The organism is Streptomyces sp. NBC_00271 (genome assembly GCF_036178845.1).
Classification (GTDB): domain Bacteria; phylum Actinomycetota; class Actinomycetes; order Streptomycetales; family Streptomycetaceae; genus Streptomyces.
Genome location: NZ_CP108070.1, coordinates 5,497,831 through 5,514,236, shown reverse-complemented (window position 1 = coordinate 5,514,236; position 16,406 = coordinate 5,497,831). Strand labels below are relative to the sequence as shown.

The window sequence follows — 16,406 nt, the reverse complement described above, 5'->3', positions numbered from 1 at the left end:
GCATGGATGCACGGGTGGGGGCGCGCAGGGGGAACGGCAGCGGGTCGTGGGTAACCAGGGGTGGGGTCGAGGCAACCGCCTGTACCCCGGCAATCCTCACATGTCTCGCATCTTCGGTATATCGGCGGGGCATTGATCTTCATGGCCGACTTCCTTCGCTGTGGTTGGCCGATGAGGACACGTCAACTCGGTGCGTGGGCAGGCACCGCAGCCACAGGGGGTACGCCATGGCCGCAAGGCCTCTCGTCGCCAGGCAGCCGAACGAACGGCTGCAGGCGCTCATCCAGGAAGCGGGCTGTTCCAACGCCGGCCTGGCCCGCCGGGTCAACATGTGCGGCGCCGAGCACGGCCTCGATCTGCGCTACGACAAGACCTCGGTGGCGCGCTGGCTGCGCGGTCAGCAGCCGAGGGGGCGCGCTCCCGCGATCATCGCCGAGGCGCTCGGCCGCAAGCTGGGCCGTACGGTCACGATCGACGAGATCGGCATGGCCAACGGCAAGAACCTCGCGTCGGGCGTGGGGTTGCAGTTCTCGCCGACCGTCCTCGGCGCCATCGAGCAGGTGTGCGAGCTGTGGCGCAGTGACGTCGGGCGCAGGGACTTCCTGTCCGGCTCGTCCGTCGCCGCCTCCGCGCTCGTCGAGCCGAGCCGCGACTGGCTGATCTCCGCGCCGGACTCGCAGGTGGCGCGCGCGGCGGGTCCACGGGTCGGGCTCTCGGACGTGGCGGCGGTCCGCGCGATGACCCAGGCGCTCACGGACCTGGACCACCAGTACGGCAGCGGGCACGTGCGCCCGGTCGTCGTGCACTACCTCAACAGCGTGGTCTCCGGCCTGCTCGCGGGTTCGTACCGGGAGGGCGTCGGACGTGAACTCTTCTCGGCGGTCTCGCGGTTGACGGAACTCGCGGGCTACATGGCCATCGACACCGGTCAACCGGGCCTCGCCCAGCGGTACTACATCCAGGCGCTGCGGCTCGCCCAGGCGGCCGGCGACCGTGGATACGGCGGGTACGTGCTGGCCGCGTCCATGAGCCACCTGGCGGCGCAGCTCGGCAACCCGCGGGAGATCGCGCAGTTGGCGCGCGCGGCGCAGGAGGGGGCGCGGGGGCGGGTGACACCCCGCGCGGAGTCGATGTTCCACGCCGCGGAGGCGCGCGGGCACGCCCTGATGGGCGACGCGCGCGCCGCTCAGGTGGCGTCCGGGCGTGCGATCACCGCGCTCGAGGGCGCCGACGATGCCTCGGGGGACGACCCGACGTGGATCGCGCACTTCGACGAGGCCTATCTCGCCGACGAGTTGGCGCACTGCCACCGTGACCTGGGTCAGGCGGAGGCCGCCGCGCGCTGCGCCGAGGAGTCCCTCGCCGGGCATCCGGAGTCGCGGGCCCGCCGCCGGGCCATCGGTTACGTCCTGCTGGCCACCGCGCAGGTCCAGCAGCGCGAGGTGGAACAGGCGTGCCACACGGGTCTGCGCGCGGTCGAACTCCTCGGCACGCTCCGCTCCAACCGCGGCGCCGAGTACCTGGACGACTTCCAGCAGCGCCTGGAGCCGTACCGGGACGAGGCGGTGGTACGGGAGTTCGGGGCGCGGCTGGAGTTGCAGGCGGCGGCGTGAGTGGATCGTGTGCGCGCCGGTGAACACGCGGTGTGCATGGGTGTGAACGCCGGGCTAACGAAGGCGCTGGGAGTGGGAGGAGTCAGATACAGCGCACGGCGGGGCGTATTCGTTACCCCGGTCACAGGGGGCGGGGGTAACGCCCTGTGCTGCGTGGCACGGGTGCGTGGAGACCCGGTAGCGTGAGCCGACGATTCCGAAGGTCCCCCATTAGTAGGAGTCCCGGTGACGCAGAGTGGACAGGGCGAGCAGCCCTCGGCGCGCACGGCGCGCGAAGGCATCGTGCTGCCCTCCGACGGCGGCGAACCGCTGTTGCCGGGCATGACGGGCGACCGGGCCGTTCCGGCGGCCCCGGCCATCCCGGCGGGCGGTCAGACCTGGGACCAGCCGTGGGGACCGGACCCGTCGGCGGCACCGGCCCCGCAGCCGGCCGACGGCTGGGGGGCGCCCGTGAACGGCACCCAGACGTGGAGTGGCTCCGAGCCGCCCCAGTCCGGCGCCCCCACCCCGGACTGGGGCGGCCACGACCCGTCCACCCAGACCTGGGCCGCGCCCGAGCAGCCGGCGCAGGGCTGGGGCGCCGCCCCCGCCCAGCAGCAGGGCTTCCCGGCCCAGCAGGCCCCCGGCGGCCCGCTGCCGGCCGAGGGCACCCAGCCGCCTTCGTACGGGGAGCAGCAGCCGCCGGCGTACGGCGGCCAGGAGACGTCCTCCTACGGCGGCCGGCAGGATCCGGCGTACGGCGGCCACCAGGGTGGTGCCGTACCCCAGCAGCAGCAGCAGCAGCCGCAGGGCGGGCATGCGCACGCCGCCGCGCTGCCGCCCGCCGTCGACGAGGGCGCCACGCAGTACATCCCGCCGGTTCCGGCCGCGGCCGAGGGCGCGACCCAGTTCCTGCCGCCCGTCCCCGCCACGTCCGCCGAGGGCGCCACGCAGTACATCCCGCCGGTGGGCCCGGGTGCGCTGCCGCCCGAGGTGCCTTCGGGGCCGCTGCCCCAGGCCGCGCATCCCGACGCCGAGGCCACGCAGTACATCGCCCCCGTGCCCGCCGAGCATGGTGCGGCGCAGTACGGGATACGTCCGGGCGGGCCGGAGGACCGGCAGCCGCCCGCGGAGTTCGACAGCCTGTTCCGCAGTGCGCCCGGCGCGCCGAGTGCGTCGGAGGGGCCCGCGTCCACGCAGCAGCTGCCGCGGTTCGAGGCCCCTGCCCCGCACGCCCCCCACACGCCGCACGCCCCGTACGCCGCGCAGGCCCCCGGGATGCCCGGAGCGCCGGGCGGGCGGGCCGCCACCCGGCGCGGCGCGGCCGACGACGGCGGCGGTGGCCGCGGTGGAGGGAGCCGCTCGCGCGTCCCGCTGATCGCGGCCGTCGGGATCGGCATCGTCGTGCTCGGTATCGGGGCCGGCGCCATGCTCAGCGGCGGAGGCGGCGACAGCGGCAAGGACGACAGCAGCAAGAACGTGTCGGCGACGGCCGGGGCCACGGACGGCTCGTCGTCGTCCGCGGCCGACCCGGCCAAGGCGCAGGCCGTCGCGCTGGACAAGCTCCTCGCGGACAGCAACAACAGCCGCGACTCGGTGATCAAGGCCGTGGAGAACGTGAAGGTGTGCAACAACCTGGACCAGGCGGCCAGTGATCTGCGCGACGCGGCCAAGCAGCGGTCCGAACTGGTGACCAGGCTCGGCGGTCTCTCGGTCGACAAGCTTCCGAACAACGCCCAGCTGACCGCCGCGCTGAACAGTGCCTGGCAGGCCTCCGCGTCGGCCGACAACCACTACGCGGCCTGGGCCGACCAGGTCAAGGACAAGAAGGGCTGCAAGAAGGGCCACGCCCGCAGCACCGGCCAGAGGGCGGCGGGCGACCAGGCCAGCGGCACCGCGAGCGCGCAGAAGGCGAAGGCCGCCAGGCTGTGGAACTCGATCGCCTCGACGTACGGACTGACGCGGCGCACGACGACCCAGCTGTGACCGCGCGGCGGTCGGCCGCCGCCCGGTCCGGGCCCGCGTCTCAGTTCGAGTCCGCGGTCTCCAGCGTCTTCGACACGTCGATGAACCCGTTGCGCTCGGAGGCCAGCTGGCCCTTGCGTACGACCTGGAAGGTGACGTGGGCGTTGACCAGGCGCGGGAAGTCGACGGCCGCGATCAGGTCCTCGTAACGCCAGCTGAGGGTCGGGGTGAGCCGGCCGGTGGTCACCTTGAGGCCGTTGTCGAGGGCGTGCCGGATCGCGAGCGAGGTGATCGGGCTGTCGCCCAGTGACTCGACGACCGACCTGAGCACGTTGTACGCGATCCAGGTGGTCTGCACGCCGGCGTCCGCGGGGTCGATCCGGTTGTCGCCGAAGGCCTGCTCCTTGATCACCTTGCGCATCGGGTCCCAGCGCTTGTCGCTCGCCACCGGGTACCAGCCGGTGACGTGCGCGCCCTCGTACGGGCTCGACGGGCCGCCGGTGGAATCGATCAGGGACTGGTCGAGGCTGCCCAGCACCGTGCCCGTGCCGACCTTCGGATAGTCCTGGCGGTCGCGCCGGAACGAGTCCATGAAGGTCTCCGTACGGTCCCCGAGCGCGGACACCACACAGCCCTGCTTCAGCGGGTCCGAGCTCGCGCGGCCGAGCGCGAGCTCGGTCTGCTTCGAGTACTCGGTCGCGTCCTCGGCGGCCCGCTGGTCGGTGCCGGCCGCGTGACCTTCCGCCTTCAGGCCGGCGTTGAGCAGCACCGGGAGCTGGTCGCCCGCGACGGTGTCGGGGCGGACGAGCGCCACCGGGCCGCACGCCTTGCCGAGCTGCTCCCCGAGGCCGGCCAGCAGGGCGGGCTCGCCGCCGTTGATCGGATAGGAGAGCGGGCTCGAGAACTCGTCGTCGGTGACGCCGTAGCCGCCGATGTACGGGATGCCGGCGGCCTCCAGCGGGGCCAGGAAGGAGCGGCCGTGCTGGCTGTAGGAGCCGACGACCGCGACCACGTTCTCGTCGGCCGCGCGCCGGGCGCACTTCGCCGCGTACACGGTGTCGTTGTGGTCGTTGCAGGTCAAGACCTTGAGCTTGTGGCCGTTGATGCCACCGTTCGCGTTGACCCAGCGCGCGTAGGCCTCGGCCATGGCGGGCATGCCGGGCTTGTTGGTCGCGGGAGTGTCCTGCGGCGCCCAGGTCATGACGGTGATGGGGTCGTCCCCGGAACCCCCCGTGATACCGGGGACGACCCCGCACCCGACAGCGATCGACGCACACGCCACCACCGCGCCCGCGAAGAGGGCTCTGGTCTTGACCTTCTTCGAGATTTTGGACCCGGTCCGCTGGGAGCGGACGGGTGGGGTGGTGCTGGTGCGTCGCCTACCGGTCATAGACACGCACGATTCCGTCACATCACTAACCTGCGTGTGACCAGCGGTCAACGTGAGGTGACGCAGAGGTGAATTGCGGGGGCCGATGATCGCATTTTTGCGGGGAACGTACGATCGACGACTGTGCAAGGTTCGGAGAACTCTTCCCGTCGCGGCCGTCGCTCCTCCACCATGGGCGGCATGCCACTGAACGACATGCCCTGGTGGCGCTGGCGCAGCAATGTGCGCTCCGCGCTGCACATGCTCTCCGACCCCACCTTCCAACGAGACGTCTGGCTCGCCGGGATCGACGGGTACGGGGACGTCACCGACGCCGTGTACCGCTTGGTCGAGGACACCTGGCTGGACAGCTGGTCCGCCGAGAAGTACGTCGGCACGATCTTCCGGGACTCCCAGGAGGCGGCCCTCGTCGACACCGCCGTGCTCCGCGTCCTGCGGATCATGCACCAGGTCGGGCCCGACGCCCCCGTCTCCGCCTACCTCGACCACCAGGGGTGGCCGGATGCACTGCGGGCGGCGCGCGACGCCCACGTACGTCTCGCGGTGAGCGACGGCGAGGACCCCGACGCTCCGCCGCGGACGCTGGAGGTCCTGCGGATCCTGACGCGGTCGGCGTAGCGTCCACGCGGCGGGACGCTCGCTGCCGCGTCCGCGTGGCGGGACGGTTCGTCCGGCGCGGTGTCTCGTATGGGACCCTGTCCCGCATGAACGATCAGTCCACCGGCGCCGCCGCGCCCGCCGAACAGTACGTCCTGACCCTCTCCTGCCCGGACAAGCAGGGAATCGTGCACGCCGTGTCGAGCTACCTCTTCATGACCGGCTGCAACATCGAGGACAGCCAGCAGTTCGGCGACCACGACACGGGACTGTTCTTCATGCGCGTCCACTTCTCGGCGGAGGCGCCGGTGACCGTGGACAAGCTGCGCGCGAGCTTCGCGGCGATCGGTGACTCCTTCCACATGGACTGGCAGCTCAACCGGGCCGAGGACAAGATGCGGGTCGTGCTGATGGTCAGCAAGTTCGGCCACTGCCTGAACGACCTGCTCTTCCGCGCGCGGACCGGCGCGCTGCGCGTCGACATCGCGGCCGTGGTCTCCAACCACACGGACTTCGCCGAGCTCGTGGCCTCGTACGACGTCCCCTTCCACCACATTCCGGTGACGAGGGACACGAAGGCGCAGGCCGAGGCGCAGCTGCTCGAACTGGTCCGCTCCGAAGGCGTCGAACTGGTCGTGCTGGCCCGCTACATGCAGGTGCTCTCGGACGACCTGTGCAAGCAGCTCAGCGGCCGGATCATCAACATCCACCACTCCTTCCTGCCGAGCTTCAAGGGCGCGAAGCCGTACCACCAGGCGCATGCGCGCGGTGTGAAGCTGATCGGCGCGACGGCGCACTACGTCACCGCCGACCTCGACGAGGGGCCGATCATCGAGCAGGAGGTCGAGCGCGTCGGCCACGACGTGACGCCCGACGGACTGGTCGCCATCGGGCGGGACGTGGAGTGCCAGGCGCTGGCGCGCGCGGTGAAGTGGCACGCCGAGCGCCGGATCCTTCTGAACGGCCGCCGCACGGTGGTATTCGCGTAGGGCACGCGGAGGCTTCGCCCCCGCCCCCGGAGATCGTTTCGGCCGCGGAGGGGGGCGGCCGGCCTACATCCGGCTCAGGGACGCGGCGGCGAAGAGTACGTCTCTGATGGCCTCGCGGTCGCCCACCTGACCCGCCGCCGCTTCCTCTGGCGACACATGCCCCGCCGCCAGCCGACAGAACTCCACCCCGTCCAGCGCGACATGCGCGACCTCGTGCTCGGCGGAGGCGACGCTCGCCGGGGAGTCGAGCGGGATCAGCCACTCGCCCCCACCGGAGCCCTCGATCTCCAGACGCAGACTGCGCCCGGGCGCCCCGGCGGCGACGAGCCGGCGGGGCGCCGGAGCCGACAGCCCCGTCCGCCGCCGCTCGGCGAGCGACACGGGCAGCATCCGCGCCGCCAGGTCGATCATCCGGTGCAGATGACGTGGCGCGGGCGGCTCGTACGGATAGTCCACGGCGTCCGCGATGTCCCCCGCGTGCACCCAGCACTCGAAGGCGCGATCCAGCATCGAGTCGCTGAGCGGCAGTGCGAAACCGCCGTACGACACGGCGAGCCGCCCGGAGCCTCCGCCCGCGAACGACACCGTACGCACGATGTGGTGGCTCTGCTCCCGCCAGGGCGCGCGCACCGCCCGGGTGGGCGGGAAGTGCGAGGCACGCCAGTACGCCTCGGTGCGCTGCGAAGGGGTCGGGGCGCCCGCAGCCGCACCCTCCGCCTCGGTCTTCTCGGCCGTCGCGCCGCCGAGCGGGTCCTCCAGGCCCAGCGCGACCCCCACCAGCCCGTCCACGGAGAGCAGATGCGCGATGACCCCGGCCACGGTCGTACGCCGGCTCACGGGCCCGTCGCCCTCGAACCAGCGCAGCCGCACCGGCGCGTGCCACTCCGCGTCTCCTATGTCCTGCAACAGCGCGTCGAGCCGCGCGGCCTCCGCGTCGTAGGGCGTCGCCCACTCGGGCACCGGGATACGTGCAGGACGCCGGTCCAGGCAGCCCTCCAGGACCCGGGTGCGCAGCGTCGGGTCGAGATCGAGGCTCTCCGGCGGGTGCAGCAGCCCGACCGCCCCGCGCAGCCGGAGCGCCTCGTCCGCGCACGAACCGCACTCCCCGAGGTGCTCCTCGACCGCCGCCGTCTCCTGCGCCGAGCAGGCGGCCAGCGCCCACGCGCCGAGCAGCGACTTCAGCACCCGGTGTTCCAGGACGAGCGGCGCGGGTTCCGGCAGCGGCAGTCCGGTGTCCTCGACGGAGGAACGCGGCAGGGGGATGCGCGGCGGCTGCCCCGACCCTGCGGGGCCGACGGGACCGGTGAACCCACCGCCGCCCCCATCACCCCCGCCTCCGGCAGGGGCGTCACCATGACTGCCGTCGACTTCGTGGGGCCCGCCGGAACTCCGGTCGGCCGCCTCCTGCGCGCGCCCGCCTCCGTCCTCGCCGTCCCCCTCACCGCCCTGCTCTTTCGCCTCGTGCTCCTCGTGCTGCTCGTGCTCCTTGTGCTTCTCGTGTTCGTCGAGAGGCCTGTCGAAAGGCTCGTCGACGGGCTCGTCGAAGGGCTCGAACCGGTCCACTCCTCCGCTCACCGCGCACCTCCGTATTCGGGCGGCGTGCCGGAGAGCCCGGCGTCGTGGGCGGTGGACAGCAGTTGCAGGCCGAGGCGGAGCCGGCGGCGGGCCTCGTCCTCGGTGACGCCGAGGTCGGCGGCGGCCTGGCGGTAGTCGCGGCGCTGGAAGTACGCCAGCTCCAGGGCGGCCCGCAGTGGGGTCGGCATGGACGTGACGATGTAGTCCGCGCGGGCTGCGACGGAGGCGCTGCGCACCTTGCGTTCCAACTCCTCGGTAGTGCCGCCGCCGTCCAGGGCGAGCGCGGCGGTCTCGGTGGCGCGCAGTCGCTGCACGGCGAGCCGGTGAGTCAGCGTGGCGATCCAGGAACGCAGGGGACCCTGCTTGGGGTCGTACGACTCGGGACTCTGCCAGACGTGGGCGAACACCTCGCGGGTGATGGTGTCGGCGGCCCGTTCGTCGCCGAGTACGCGGTGCGCGAGGCCGTGCACGAGCGAGGCGAACCGGTCGTAGAGCTCACCGAGCGCGGCCGCCTCCCCGCGTGCGAGCCGCTGCTGCATCTTGCGGTCCCAGCGGGGCGGTGCGTCCTTCGTCGCCATGCGGCCCCCTCACTCTGCTCCTGCCCGGCGCCTGTCCCTGCGTCCCTGTCCGTACTTGTCGGCGGCCGGCGTCCCCGTCCAGCCTGTGTGCATCGCTGTCTCGAATGTAGTCGGCACGTCCGACAGCGCACGCCCCTTTACGTCAATGTGCGCCCCTGGAGGGGGTGCGGATGGTAGAAGCCCATCGCTTCCCCCTTGGATCCGATCGAACTAGACCGTATGTGACCACTGAACGACCGAAACAGCTCGGTCGTCCAGCGTTTTCGACCGTAGACCGACGTTTCATCGATCGCGTACCGGTGTTTCATGGAACGACGGTGGGGCAGCCGCGCTGAAAGGAAGCGTAAGAAGTGCTTCCGTTTTTCGGCGGGCGAGGCGAGCGGGAGGCGTTGTGGTGACGCTCAAGGTGACCGACGACGAGTGGGGCGAGTGGGGTGAGTGGGCCGTGCTCCGGGTGTCGGGCGAGATGGATCTCGTGACGTCTCCGGTGCTGCGCCGACGGGTGCACGAGGCGGTGGCGGAGGGTCGCCACAGTCTGGTCCTGGACCTCTCCGAGGTCCTCTTCTGCGACTCCAGCGGCGTCGGCGTCCTCATCGCGACGCGCCGCCTGGTCCGCTCCTGCCAGGGGCGCCTGCGGCTGATCCTGCCGGCCCGGGGCGCGTCCGACGTCTCCCACGTCAACCGCGTTCTCGGGGCCCTCGGCGTGCGCCGCCTCTTCGACGTCTATCCGGACGTCGTCTCGGCCGTCGACGAGGAGTCGAGCCCGCTGTCGGCGTGAGCCCGCGCCACACAGTTGTCCGGGAATTCCCTCGGTCTTGGCACAACCGTCGTTTTCCCGCACCCCCGGTTGCCCGGGCGTCGTACGCTCCGTGCCAGATGAAACCGCAGTCCGGCTGAGAGTCCGGCTGAGTTGTTAGGCGGTCCGAGAAGACCATGGTCAGTACCGAGTACGAGCGCAGGATTGCCGCCCGCTTCGCCGGCTTCGACCAGGACGGCAACGGCTACATCGACCGGGAGGACTTCAACGCCGCGGCGAAGGCGGTTCTCGCCGAGTTCGATACGGCGGCACGGTCGGACAAGGGTCAGGCCCTGTACGTCGGCGCGGAGGCGTTCTGGCAGGGCATGGCGGGGATAGCGGATCGTGACGGCGATCAGCGCATCACCCGGGAAGAGTTCGTGAACGGCGCCGTGAAGCGGCTGCGCGACAATCCCGACCGCTTCGGGGAGATCGCCCGTCCCTTCCTGCACGCGGCCCTCGCCGTCGCGGACACGGACGGGGACGGCGCGGCCACGGTCGAGGAGGCCGCCCGCGTACTCAGGGCCCTGGGCGTGCCCGACGGCGTCGCAGCCGCGGCGGCCGCCACGCTCGACACGGACGCCGACGGCCGGATCGGCGAAACGGAGGTCGTCACCTCGTTCGCCCGCTACTTCACAGTTCCGGAGTAGACCTGCTCCACAGTTGTCTTCACGGTGCCGGGTCCGGCCCTACAGCCCCGGCACCTCCGGCACGCCCCGAAAACCGCTCCCGGAGCTTGTACTTGAGTACCTTCCGGAGTGTCTCGTTGCGGGGGAGGGCGTCCACCACCTCCAACTGCTCGGGGAGTTTGTGGACGGAGAGTCCCTCCTCGCGCAGGTAGGAGACCACGACGGCGAGCGTCAGTTCGTCGGCGCCCGGTGGCTGTTCGACCACGGCGCAGACCCGCTCGCCGCGGTCGGCGTCCGGGAGGCCGATCACCGCGACGTCGCCGACGGCCGGGTGCCGGTGCAGCAGGTCCTCGATCTCCTTCGCCGAGATGTTCTCGCCCTTGCGGATGATGACGTCCTTCAGGCGCCCGGTGAGGACGAGGTGCCCGCTCTCCGTCAGACGACCGACATCACCGGTGATCAGGAACCCGTCCTCGTCGAAGGCCTCGGCGGTCTGCGCCGGGTCCAGGTACCCCTGGCAGACGGCCTCCCCACGCAGCCGTACCTCGCCGTCCACGATCCGTATCTCCATGCCCGCCGGCGGCCTGCCCTCCGTCGTCGCGAGGTTCTCGGCCGTGTCGTCCGGCGCCCCCATCGTGATCATCGGGACCTCGGTCATCCCGTACCCGTGGGTGAGCTGCACGCCCATCTCCCGGACGACGGAGTGGTACACCTCCGGCGGCTTCGGCGCGCCCCCGCCCGCCAGCAGCCGCAGCGTGGGGACGACCGGCTCGGAGGGCCGCTTGCGCTGCTCGGCGAGGAACATCGAGTAGAACGCCGTCGAACCGCCCGCCACCGTCACCCCGTGCCGCCGGTACTCCGCCAGCGCCTCCGGCAGCGCGAAGTGCTCGAACATCACCGCGGGGAAGCCGTACAGCAGCAGCATCACCGTGTAGTCGGGCCCGGCGATGTGTGCGTACGGGAAGGCCATCGAGCCCACGTCGGCGGCCGACAGCCGCAGCGCGTGGGCGAGACACGACCCGCCCGCGATCAGCGAACGGTCCGTGTGGAGGACCCCCTTGGGGTCGGACGTCGTGCCCGAGGTCCAGTAGATCCAGCGGACCGAGGTGCCCTCGGCGGGCGGCGCGGGCAGCACGGCGGGATCGCCGTCCGGCAGCACGTCGTACGCCTCGAACACACCCTTCGCGCCGAGCCGCCGCGCCATCGCCGTGTGGTCGAACCCGCGCCACTCGCCCGGTACGGCGAAGTACTCGGCCTTGGACTCCCTGAGCGCGAAGCCGACCTCGCGGTCGCGGTAGAAGGGGATCACCGGGGACTGCACGGCGCCGAGGCGGGCCAGGGCGAAGGACAGCAGGGCGGTCTCGATACGGGTGGGCAGCTGCCAGGCGACCACCGTGCCGGGGCGTACGCCCAGGTCGTACAGGCCCGCCGCCACCCGTTCGGCGCGGTCGCGCAACTCGCCGAAGCTCAGGGTGCGGTCGCCCTGGAGGAGGACCGGGCGGTCGGGGGTGAGGTCGGCCCGGCGGGCGACCAGTTCCCAGAGGGTGCGGGATGCGCTCAGTGCGTGGGCGGTGTCGTTCACGGCGGCGGCCCCCTGTGACCGTGATGGAGCTGACGGACAGTCAGATCGTGGCAGAGCGTAGGGCTCGGCGCCTTGTCGGTCCAGGGGTGCGGGACTAGCCTGCTGAGGAAGTGAGAATCTGACGGCCCATCAGATATGTACGCCAGGCGGAGGGGAATCATGACCGAACTGCCCCGCATCATCAGCGTCGACGACCATGTGATCGAGCCCGCGCACCTCTTCGAGACCTGGCTGCCGAAGAAGTACCAGGACCGGGGACCCAAGCCCCTCACGGCCGGCATCGGTGAACTCGCCTACGTCGGCGGCAAGTACCAGATCACCATGGACCCGGACGGCCCGCCCGCCGACTGGTGGATTTACGAGGACCTCAAGTTCCCGTACAAGCGCAACATCGCCGCCGTCGGCTTCGACCGCGACGAGATGACCCTGGAGGGCATCACGCGCGCGGAGATGCGGCGCGGCTGCTGGGACCCCGTCGAGCGGCTCAAGGACATGGACCTCAACCACGTCGAGGGAAGCCTCTGCTTCCCCACCTTCCCCCGCTTCTGCGGGCAGACGTTCGCCGAGGCGCACGACAAGGAAGTGGCCCTGGCCTGCGTGCGCGCGTACAACGACTGGATGGTCGAGGAGTGGTGCGGCGACAGCGGCGGCCGGCTGATCCCGCTGTGCCTCATCCCGCTGTGGGACATCGAACTGGCGGTCGCGGAGATCCGGCGCAACGCCGCGCGCGGAGTGAAGGCGGTGACCTTCTCCGAGATCCCCACCCACCTCGGCCTGCCCTCCATCCATTCCGGCTACTGGGACCCGTTCTTCGCGGTCTGCCAGGAGACGGGGACGGTCGTGAACATGCACATCGGTTCCTCGTCGCAGATGCCCGCCGCGTCCCCGGACGCGCCGCCCGCCGTACAGGCCTCGCTGTCCTTCAACAACGCGATGGCCTCGATGATGGACTTCCTCTTCAGCGGGGTGCTGGTGAAGTTCCCACGCCTCAAACTCGCCTACTCGGAAGGGCAGATGGGCTGGATCCCGTACGCCCTGGAGCGCGCCGACGACGTCTGGCAGGAGCACCGCGCCTGGGGCGGCGTCCGGGACCTCATCCCGGAGCCGCCCTCGACGTACTACTACCGGCAGATCTTCTGCTGCTTCTTCCGCGACAAGCACGGCGTCGCCTCGCTGGACGTCGTGGGACGGGACAACGCGACCTTCGAGACCGACTACCCGCACGTCGACTCGACCTTCCCGCACACCAAGGAGGTCGCCCTCGACCATGTGAAGGGCCTCGACGACGAGACCATCCACAAGCTGATGCGCGGGAACGCCATCCGCATGCTCGACCTGGATCTCGACAAGTAGCGGGCCCATGGACCTCACGTACACCCCCGAGGAGGAGGAGTTCCGCGCGCGGCTGCGGGAGTGGCTCGCCGAGGTGCTCCCGTCGCTGCCCCCGAAACCGTCCCCGGACGATTGGCCCGGCCGACGGGCGTACGACCTCGGGTGGCAGCGGATGCTGTACGACGCCGGGTACGCGGGGCTGCACTGGCCCGTCGACGCCGGGGGCCGGGGCGCCACGCCGACCCAGCACCTCATCTACCTGGAGGAGACGGAAAAGGCGGGCGCCCCCTACGTAGGGGCCAATTTCGTCGGACTGCTGCACGCCGGGCCGACCATCGCCTCCGAAGGGACCCCCGCACAGCGGGCGCGCTGGCTGCCGCCCGTGCTGCGCGGCGAGGAGGTCTGGTGCCAGGGGTTCAGCGAACCGGACGCCGGCTCGGACCTCGCGGCACTGCGCACCCGCGCGTGGCGGGACGGCGACGACTACGTAGTGAGCGGGTCCAAGATCTGGACCTCCCACGCCGAGGTCGCCGACTGGTGCGAGCTGCTGGTCAGGACCGACCCGGCGGCCCCGAAACACCGAGGGATCTCGTGGCTCGCGATGCCGATGGACGCGCCCGGGATCACCGTCCGGCCATTGCGCACCCTCGCGGGCTCGACCGAGTTCGCGGAGGTCTTCCTCGACGAGGTGCGGGTGCCCGTCTCCCACCGGCTCGGCGCCGAGAACGACGGCTGGCGCGTGACCATGGTGACCCTGTCGTACGAGCGCGGCACCGCCTTCGTGGGCGAGGTCGTGGCCTGCCGACGGGTGCTGGGGGAGGTCGCGCGCGAGGCCCGGAAGAACGGCCGCTGGGACGATCCGGCACTCCGGCGGCGGCTGGGCGGGCTCAACGCCGAGTTCCGCGCGCTGTGGCGCCTCACGCAGTGGAACGTGAGCGAGGCACAGCGGAACGGGGGAGTGCCGGGGGTCGGCGGTTCGGTTTTCAAACTGAGGTACTCACACGCGCGGCAGGAGCTGTACGACGCCGCCGCCGAGGTTCTCGGGCCCGAGGCGCTGGACCTGGGCAGACAGTGGACCCTCGACCGGCTCAGCTCCCTGTCGTACACCATCGCGGCCGGCACCTCGCAGATCCAGCACAACATCGTGGCCGAGCGGATCCTGGGCCTGCCGAAGGGACGGTGAGTACTTCCCCGTGGACTTCCAACTCACGGACGACCAGCGAGCCTTGAAGGCGGGCGTGCGCGAACTGCTCGCGGGGCGGTTCGGCCGGGAACGGCTGCGCGCCGCCGTGGACGAGGGGCCGCGCCTCGACCGGGCCCTGTGGCGCGAGCTCGGCGAGGCCGGGTTCTTCGCGCTGCGCCTGCCCGAGGCGGACGGCGGCGTCGGACTCGGCCTCCCGGAGGCGGTGCTCGCCTTCGAGGAGGCGGGGCGGGTCCTGCTGCCCGGCCCGCTGATCGCCACACACCTCGCGGCGGGCGTGGTGGACGGGGCCGCCACCGGAGAGACCGTGGTGACGGCCGTCGACGGCGGCGGCCTGGTGGAGTGGCTGGCCGAGGCCGACGTCGTACGCGGGGACGCGACCGGCGCCGAGCCGCTGCGGCCGGTGGACCCCCTGACGCCGCTGCACCGGGTACCCGTATCCGGCGGAGCCGGTCTCACCGACGTGCGCCCCGTGGGTTCCACCGGCGCACTCCCCACGGCTCCCCTCACTTCGCTCTTCACGGCGGCCGAACAGCTCGGCACCGCCGCCCGCGCCTGCGAGACGGCCGTGCAACACGCCCGGACCCGCGAGCAGTTCGGGCAGCCGATCGGGGCCTTCCAGGCGGTCAAGCACCTGTGCGCGCAGATGCTGGTGCGGGTGGAACTGGCGCGCGCCGCGGTCTACGCCGCCGCCGTCACGGCCGACCCCGTGGACATCGCGGCGGCCCGGCTGCTCGCCGACGAGGCCGCCGTGCGCGGCGCCCGCGACTGCCTCCAGGTGCACGGCGGCATGGGCTTCACCTGGGAGTCCGACGTCCACCTGTGTCTGAAGCGGGCCTGGACTCGGACTCAACGTGCGGGAACAGCTACGGAGAGTGAGGAGTTGTTGGCGGCCGACCTGGTGTCCGGAGTGGGCCGATAGGGCTCTGTGCAGGCACGGTCCGGAAAGGGGCGCGATGAATGTCGCGGATCGTGGCATACCGGAATTACGGAGCGTTGATATCGGGTTGTGTCCTACGCGTGACTTGTCACGGCCTGGAGTCGGCGGCGCGCTCGGGTACCTTGTGTGAGATGCGAGTGGTTCCGAGATCGAGCGATCCCGGTGTTGCCTCTGAGGCCGCGCCGGATCCGGCGATGCTCGCCGCTCGCAAGGCGGTGCGGACCCCCGTGACTGCCTGTTCGACTCCCCGTGGCGAGCGTCGCACAGTATGCCGCACGCGTACTCCTTCGCGCTGGAATATGCCCGAAGCGCTTGTTGGGGTGACTGTACGTCAACCATGCTGTCTCTCAAGGGAATCACGTTCCGTGATCCTGGTTCTGGTCATGCAGGTCATGGCCACGATCGTGGCCCTCGTGAGGCGCGAGGCGATGTGTCCGCCGGTTCGGATGGTGTGAGCGGTGCAGGTGCTTCAAGTGCAGCTGGAGATCCGGCCCGACCCCGCGGAGGTGGGGCGAGCTCGGAGGTGGGCCCGTTCGAGGCTCGCCGGGTCCGGGATAGGGGTCGATGAACCGCTCGCCGAGACGCTGATCCTGCTCGTCTCCGAACTCGTCACCAACGCCGTGGTGCACACCGGCTGTCCGGCCGTGCTGCGGCTGTCCCTGCCGGGCGTCCTCGGTGAGCCCATCGGCACCGTCCGCCTGGAGGTGGCCGACTCCAGCGCCCGCCCCCCGGTACCCCGGCACGCCGAGGGTGACGAGACCAACGGCCGCGGCCTGGAGTTGGTCGACGGCCTGGCGGACCGCTGGGGCTGGAACCCCGAGGGCGCAGGCAAGAGCATCTGGTGCGAGATCGACCGCTGTACGCAGGGCGCCCGGGCGGGGGGTGCGTACGCGGCCTCCCCCTACGAGGACTTCGCGTACGAGGCGTACGAGGCGGTCTAGTCCGCGGCCGAGTCCGCGGCCGAGTCCGCGTCCGAGTCCGCGTCCGCACCCGCTCCCGTACCTCTGGTGCCTCATGGTGCGGGAGCACGGTTCGTGCATCTGTGCACGCGTTCCGTTTCCGCGGCCCGGGTCAGGGCCGAGTGCGCCGGGATGTGCTTCCGTGCGCGCCTTCGCAAAGGGTGCGTAAGTGATAATTCCCCGAACGGGTGTTGACGTGACGTGTCCGTTTGATCACGCTTGTGTTCAGCGATTCGCCGCGAGGGGACGACGAGGGCTTCGGTGACGGGAGCCCTCGGCGA

General features: G+C 71.4%; 14 protein-coding genes. 10 read left to right on the top strand and 4 right to left on the bottom strand.

The annotated features are described in order from the left end of the window. Positions 1–227: 227 nt before the first annotated feature. Both OG798_RS25185 and OG798_RS25180 read left to right on the top strand, forming a co-directional pair. A complete protein-coding gene (locus OG798_RS25185; protein ID WP_095854028.1) occupies positions 228–1,613 on the top strand; it encodes a transcriptional regulator in 1,386 nt (461 codons plus the stop codon). 225 nt (positions 1,614–1,838) lie between these two features. Beyond that, positions 1,839–3,578 carry a hypothetical protein gene (locus OG798_RS25180; protein WP_328757717.1) on the top strand — a complete coding sequence of 580 codons (1,740 nt, stop codon included), beginning with the start codon at positions 1,839–1,841 and terminating at the stop codon, positions 3,576–3,578. 40 nt (positions 3,579–3,618) lie between these two features. On the opposite strand, the gene OG798_RS25175 is transcribed toward OG798_RS25180, so the two are convergent. Beyond that, positions 3,619–4,947, bottom strand: a complete 1,329-nt coding sequence (locus OG798_RS25175; protein WP_121415781.1) for an ABC transporter substrate-binding protein — start codon at positions 4,945–4,947, stop codon at positions 3,619–3,621. A 171-nt stretch (positions 4,948–5,118) separates the two neighbouring features. Here OG798_RS25175 and OG798_RS25170 point away from each other — a divergent pair, with 171 nt between their 5' ends. Next, a complete protein-coding gene (locus tag OG798_RS25170; RefSeq protein ID WP_095854031.1) occupies positions 5,119–5,565 on the top strand; it encodes an SCO4402 family protein in 447 nt (148 codons plus the stop codon). An 86-nt stretch (positions 5,566–5,651) separates the two neighbouring features. Beyond that, positions 5,652–6,533 (top strand): formyltetrahydrofolate deformylase, encoded by an 882-nt coding sequence (purU, locus tag OG798_RS25165; RefSeq protein WP_095857981.1) that lies wholly within the window; start codon positions 5,652–5,654, stop codon positions 6,531–6,533. Between the two features lie 63 nt (positions 6,534–6,596). Here the strand turns inward: purU and OG798_RS25160 are convergent, their stop codons facing one another. Then, complete coding sequence (locus OG798_RS25160) at positions 6,597–8,108, bottom strand: zf-HC2 domain-containing protein (protein WP_413253552.1); 1,512 nt, start codon at positions 8,106–8,108, stop codon at positions 6,597–6,599. Then, positions 8,105–8,686: a sigma-70 family RNA polymerase sigma factor gene (locus OG798_RS25155; protein ID WP_097225549.1), complete on the bottom strand. Its 582-nt coding sequence runs from the start codon at positions 8,684–8,686 to the stop codon at positions 8,105–8,107. Before OG798_RS25155 ends, OG798_RS25160 begins: the two co-directional genes overlap by 4 nt. 394 nt (positions 8,687–9,080) lie before the next feature. On the opposite strand from OG798_RS25155, the gene OG798_RS25150 reads away from it, so the two are divergent. Both OG798_RS25150 and OG798_RS25145 read left to right on the top strand, forming a co-directional pair. Beyond that, a complete protein-coding gene (locus OG798_RS25150; RefSeq protein WP_179436535.1) occupies positions 9,081–9,464 on the top strand; it encodes an STAS domain-containing protein in 384 nt (127 codons plus the stop codon). 155 nt (positions 9,465–9,619) lie between these two features. Continuing rightward, positions 9,620–10,132, top strand: a complete 513-nt coding sequence (locus OG798_RS25145; RefSeq protein WP_097225551.1) for an EF-hand domain-containing protein — start codon at positions 9,620–9,622, stop codon at positions 10,130–10,132. A 19-nt stretch (positions 10,133–10,151) separates the two neighbouring features. On the opposite strand, the gene OG798_RS25140 is transcribed toward OG798_RS25145, so the two are convergent. Then, on the bottom strand, positions 10,152–11,693 hold the full coding sequence (locus OG798_RS25140) for a class I adenylate-forming enzyme family protein (protein WP_328757716.1): 1,542 nt from the start codon (positions 11,691–11,693) through the stop codon (positions 10,152–10,154). Between the two features lie 159 nt (positions 11,694–11,852). Here OG798_RS25140 and OG798_RS25135 point away from each other — a divergent pair, with 159 nt between their 5' ends. The 4 genes from OG798_RS25135 to OG798_RS25120 all read left to right on the top strand — a co-directional run bounded on the left by OG798_RS25135 (position 11,853) and on the right by OG798_RS25120 (position 16,107). Further along, positions 11,853–13,046: an amidohydrolase family protein gene (locus OG798_RS25135; RefSeq protein ID WP_179436536.1), complete on the top strand. Its 1,194-nt coding sequence runs from the start codon at positions 11,853–11,855 to the stop codon at positions 13,044–13,046. Between the two features lie 7 nt (positions 13,047–13,053). Next, the gene (locus OG798_RS25130) at positions 13,054–14,208 is read left to right on the top strand and encodes an acyl-CoA dehydrogenase (protein WP_121415783.1); all 1,155 of its coding nucleotides are present in this window, start codon (positions 13,054–13,056) and stop codon (positions 14,206–14,208) included. A 10-nt stretch (positions 14,209–14,218) separates the two neighbouring features. Further along, positions 14,219–15,148 carry an acyl-CoA dehydrogenase family protein gene (locus OG798_RS25125; protein WP_121415784.1) on the top strand — a complete coding sequence of 310 codons (930 nt, stop codon included), beginning with the start codon at positions 14,219–14,221 and terminating at the stop codon, positions 15,146–15,148. 476 nt (positions 15,149–15,624) lie between these two features. Continuing rightward, positions 15,625–16,107, top strand: coding sequence for an ATP-binding protein (locus OG798_RS25120; protein WP_095854039.1), 483 nt, complete (start codon positions 15,625–15,627; stop codon positions 16,105–16,107). Positions 16,108–16,406 lie beyond the last annotated feature (299 nt).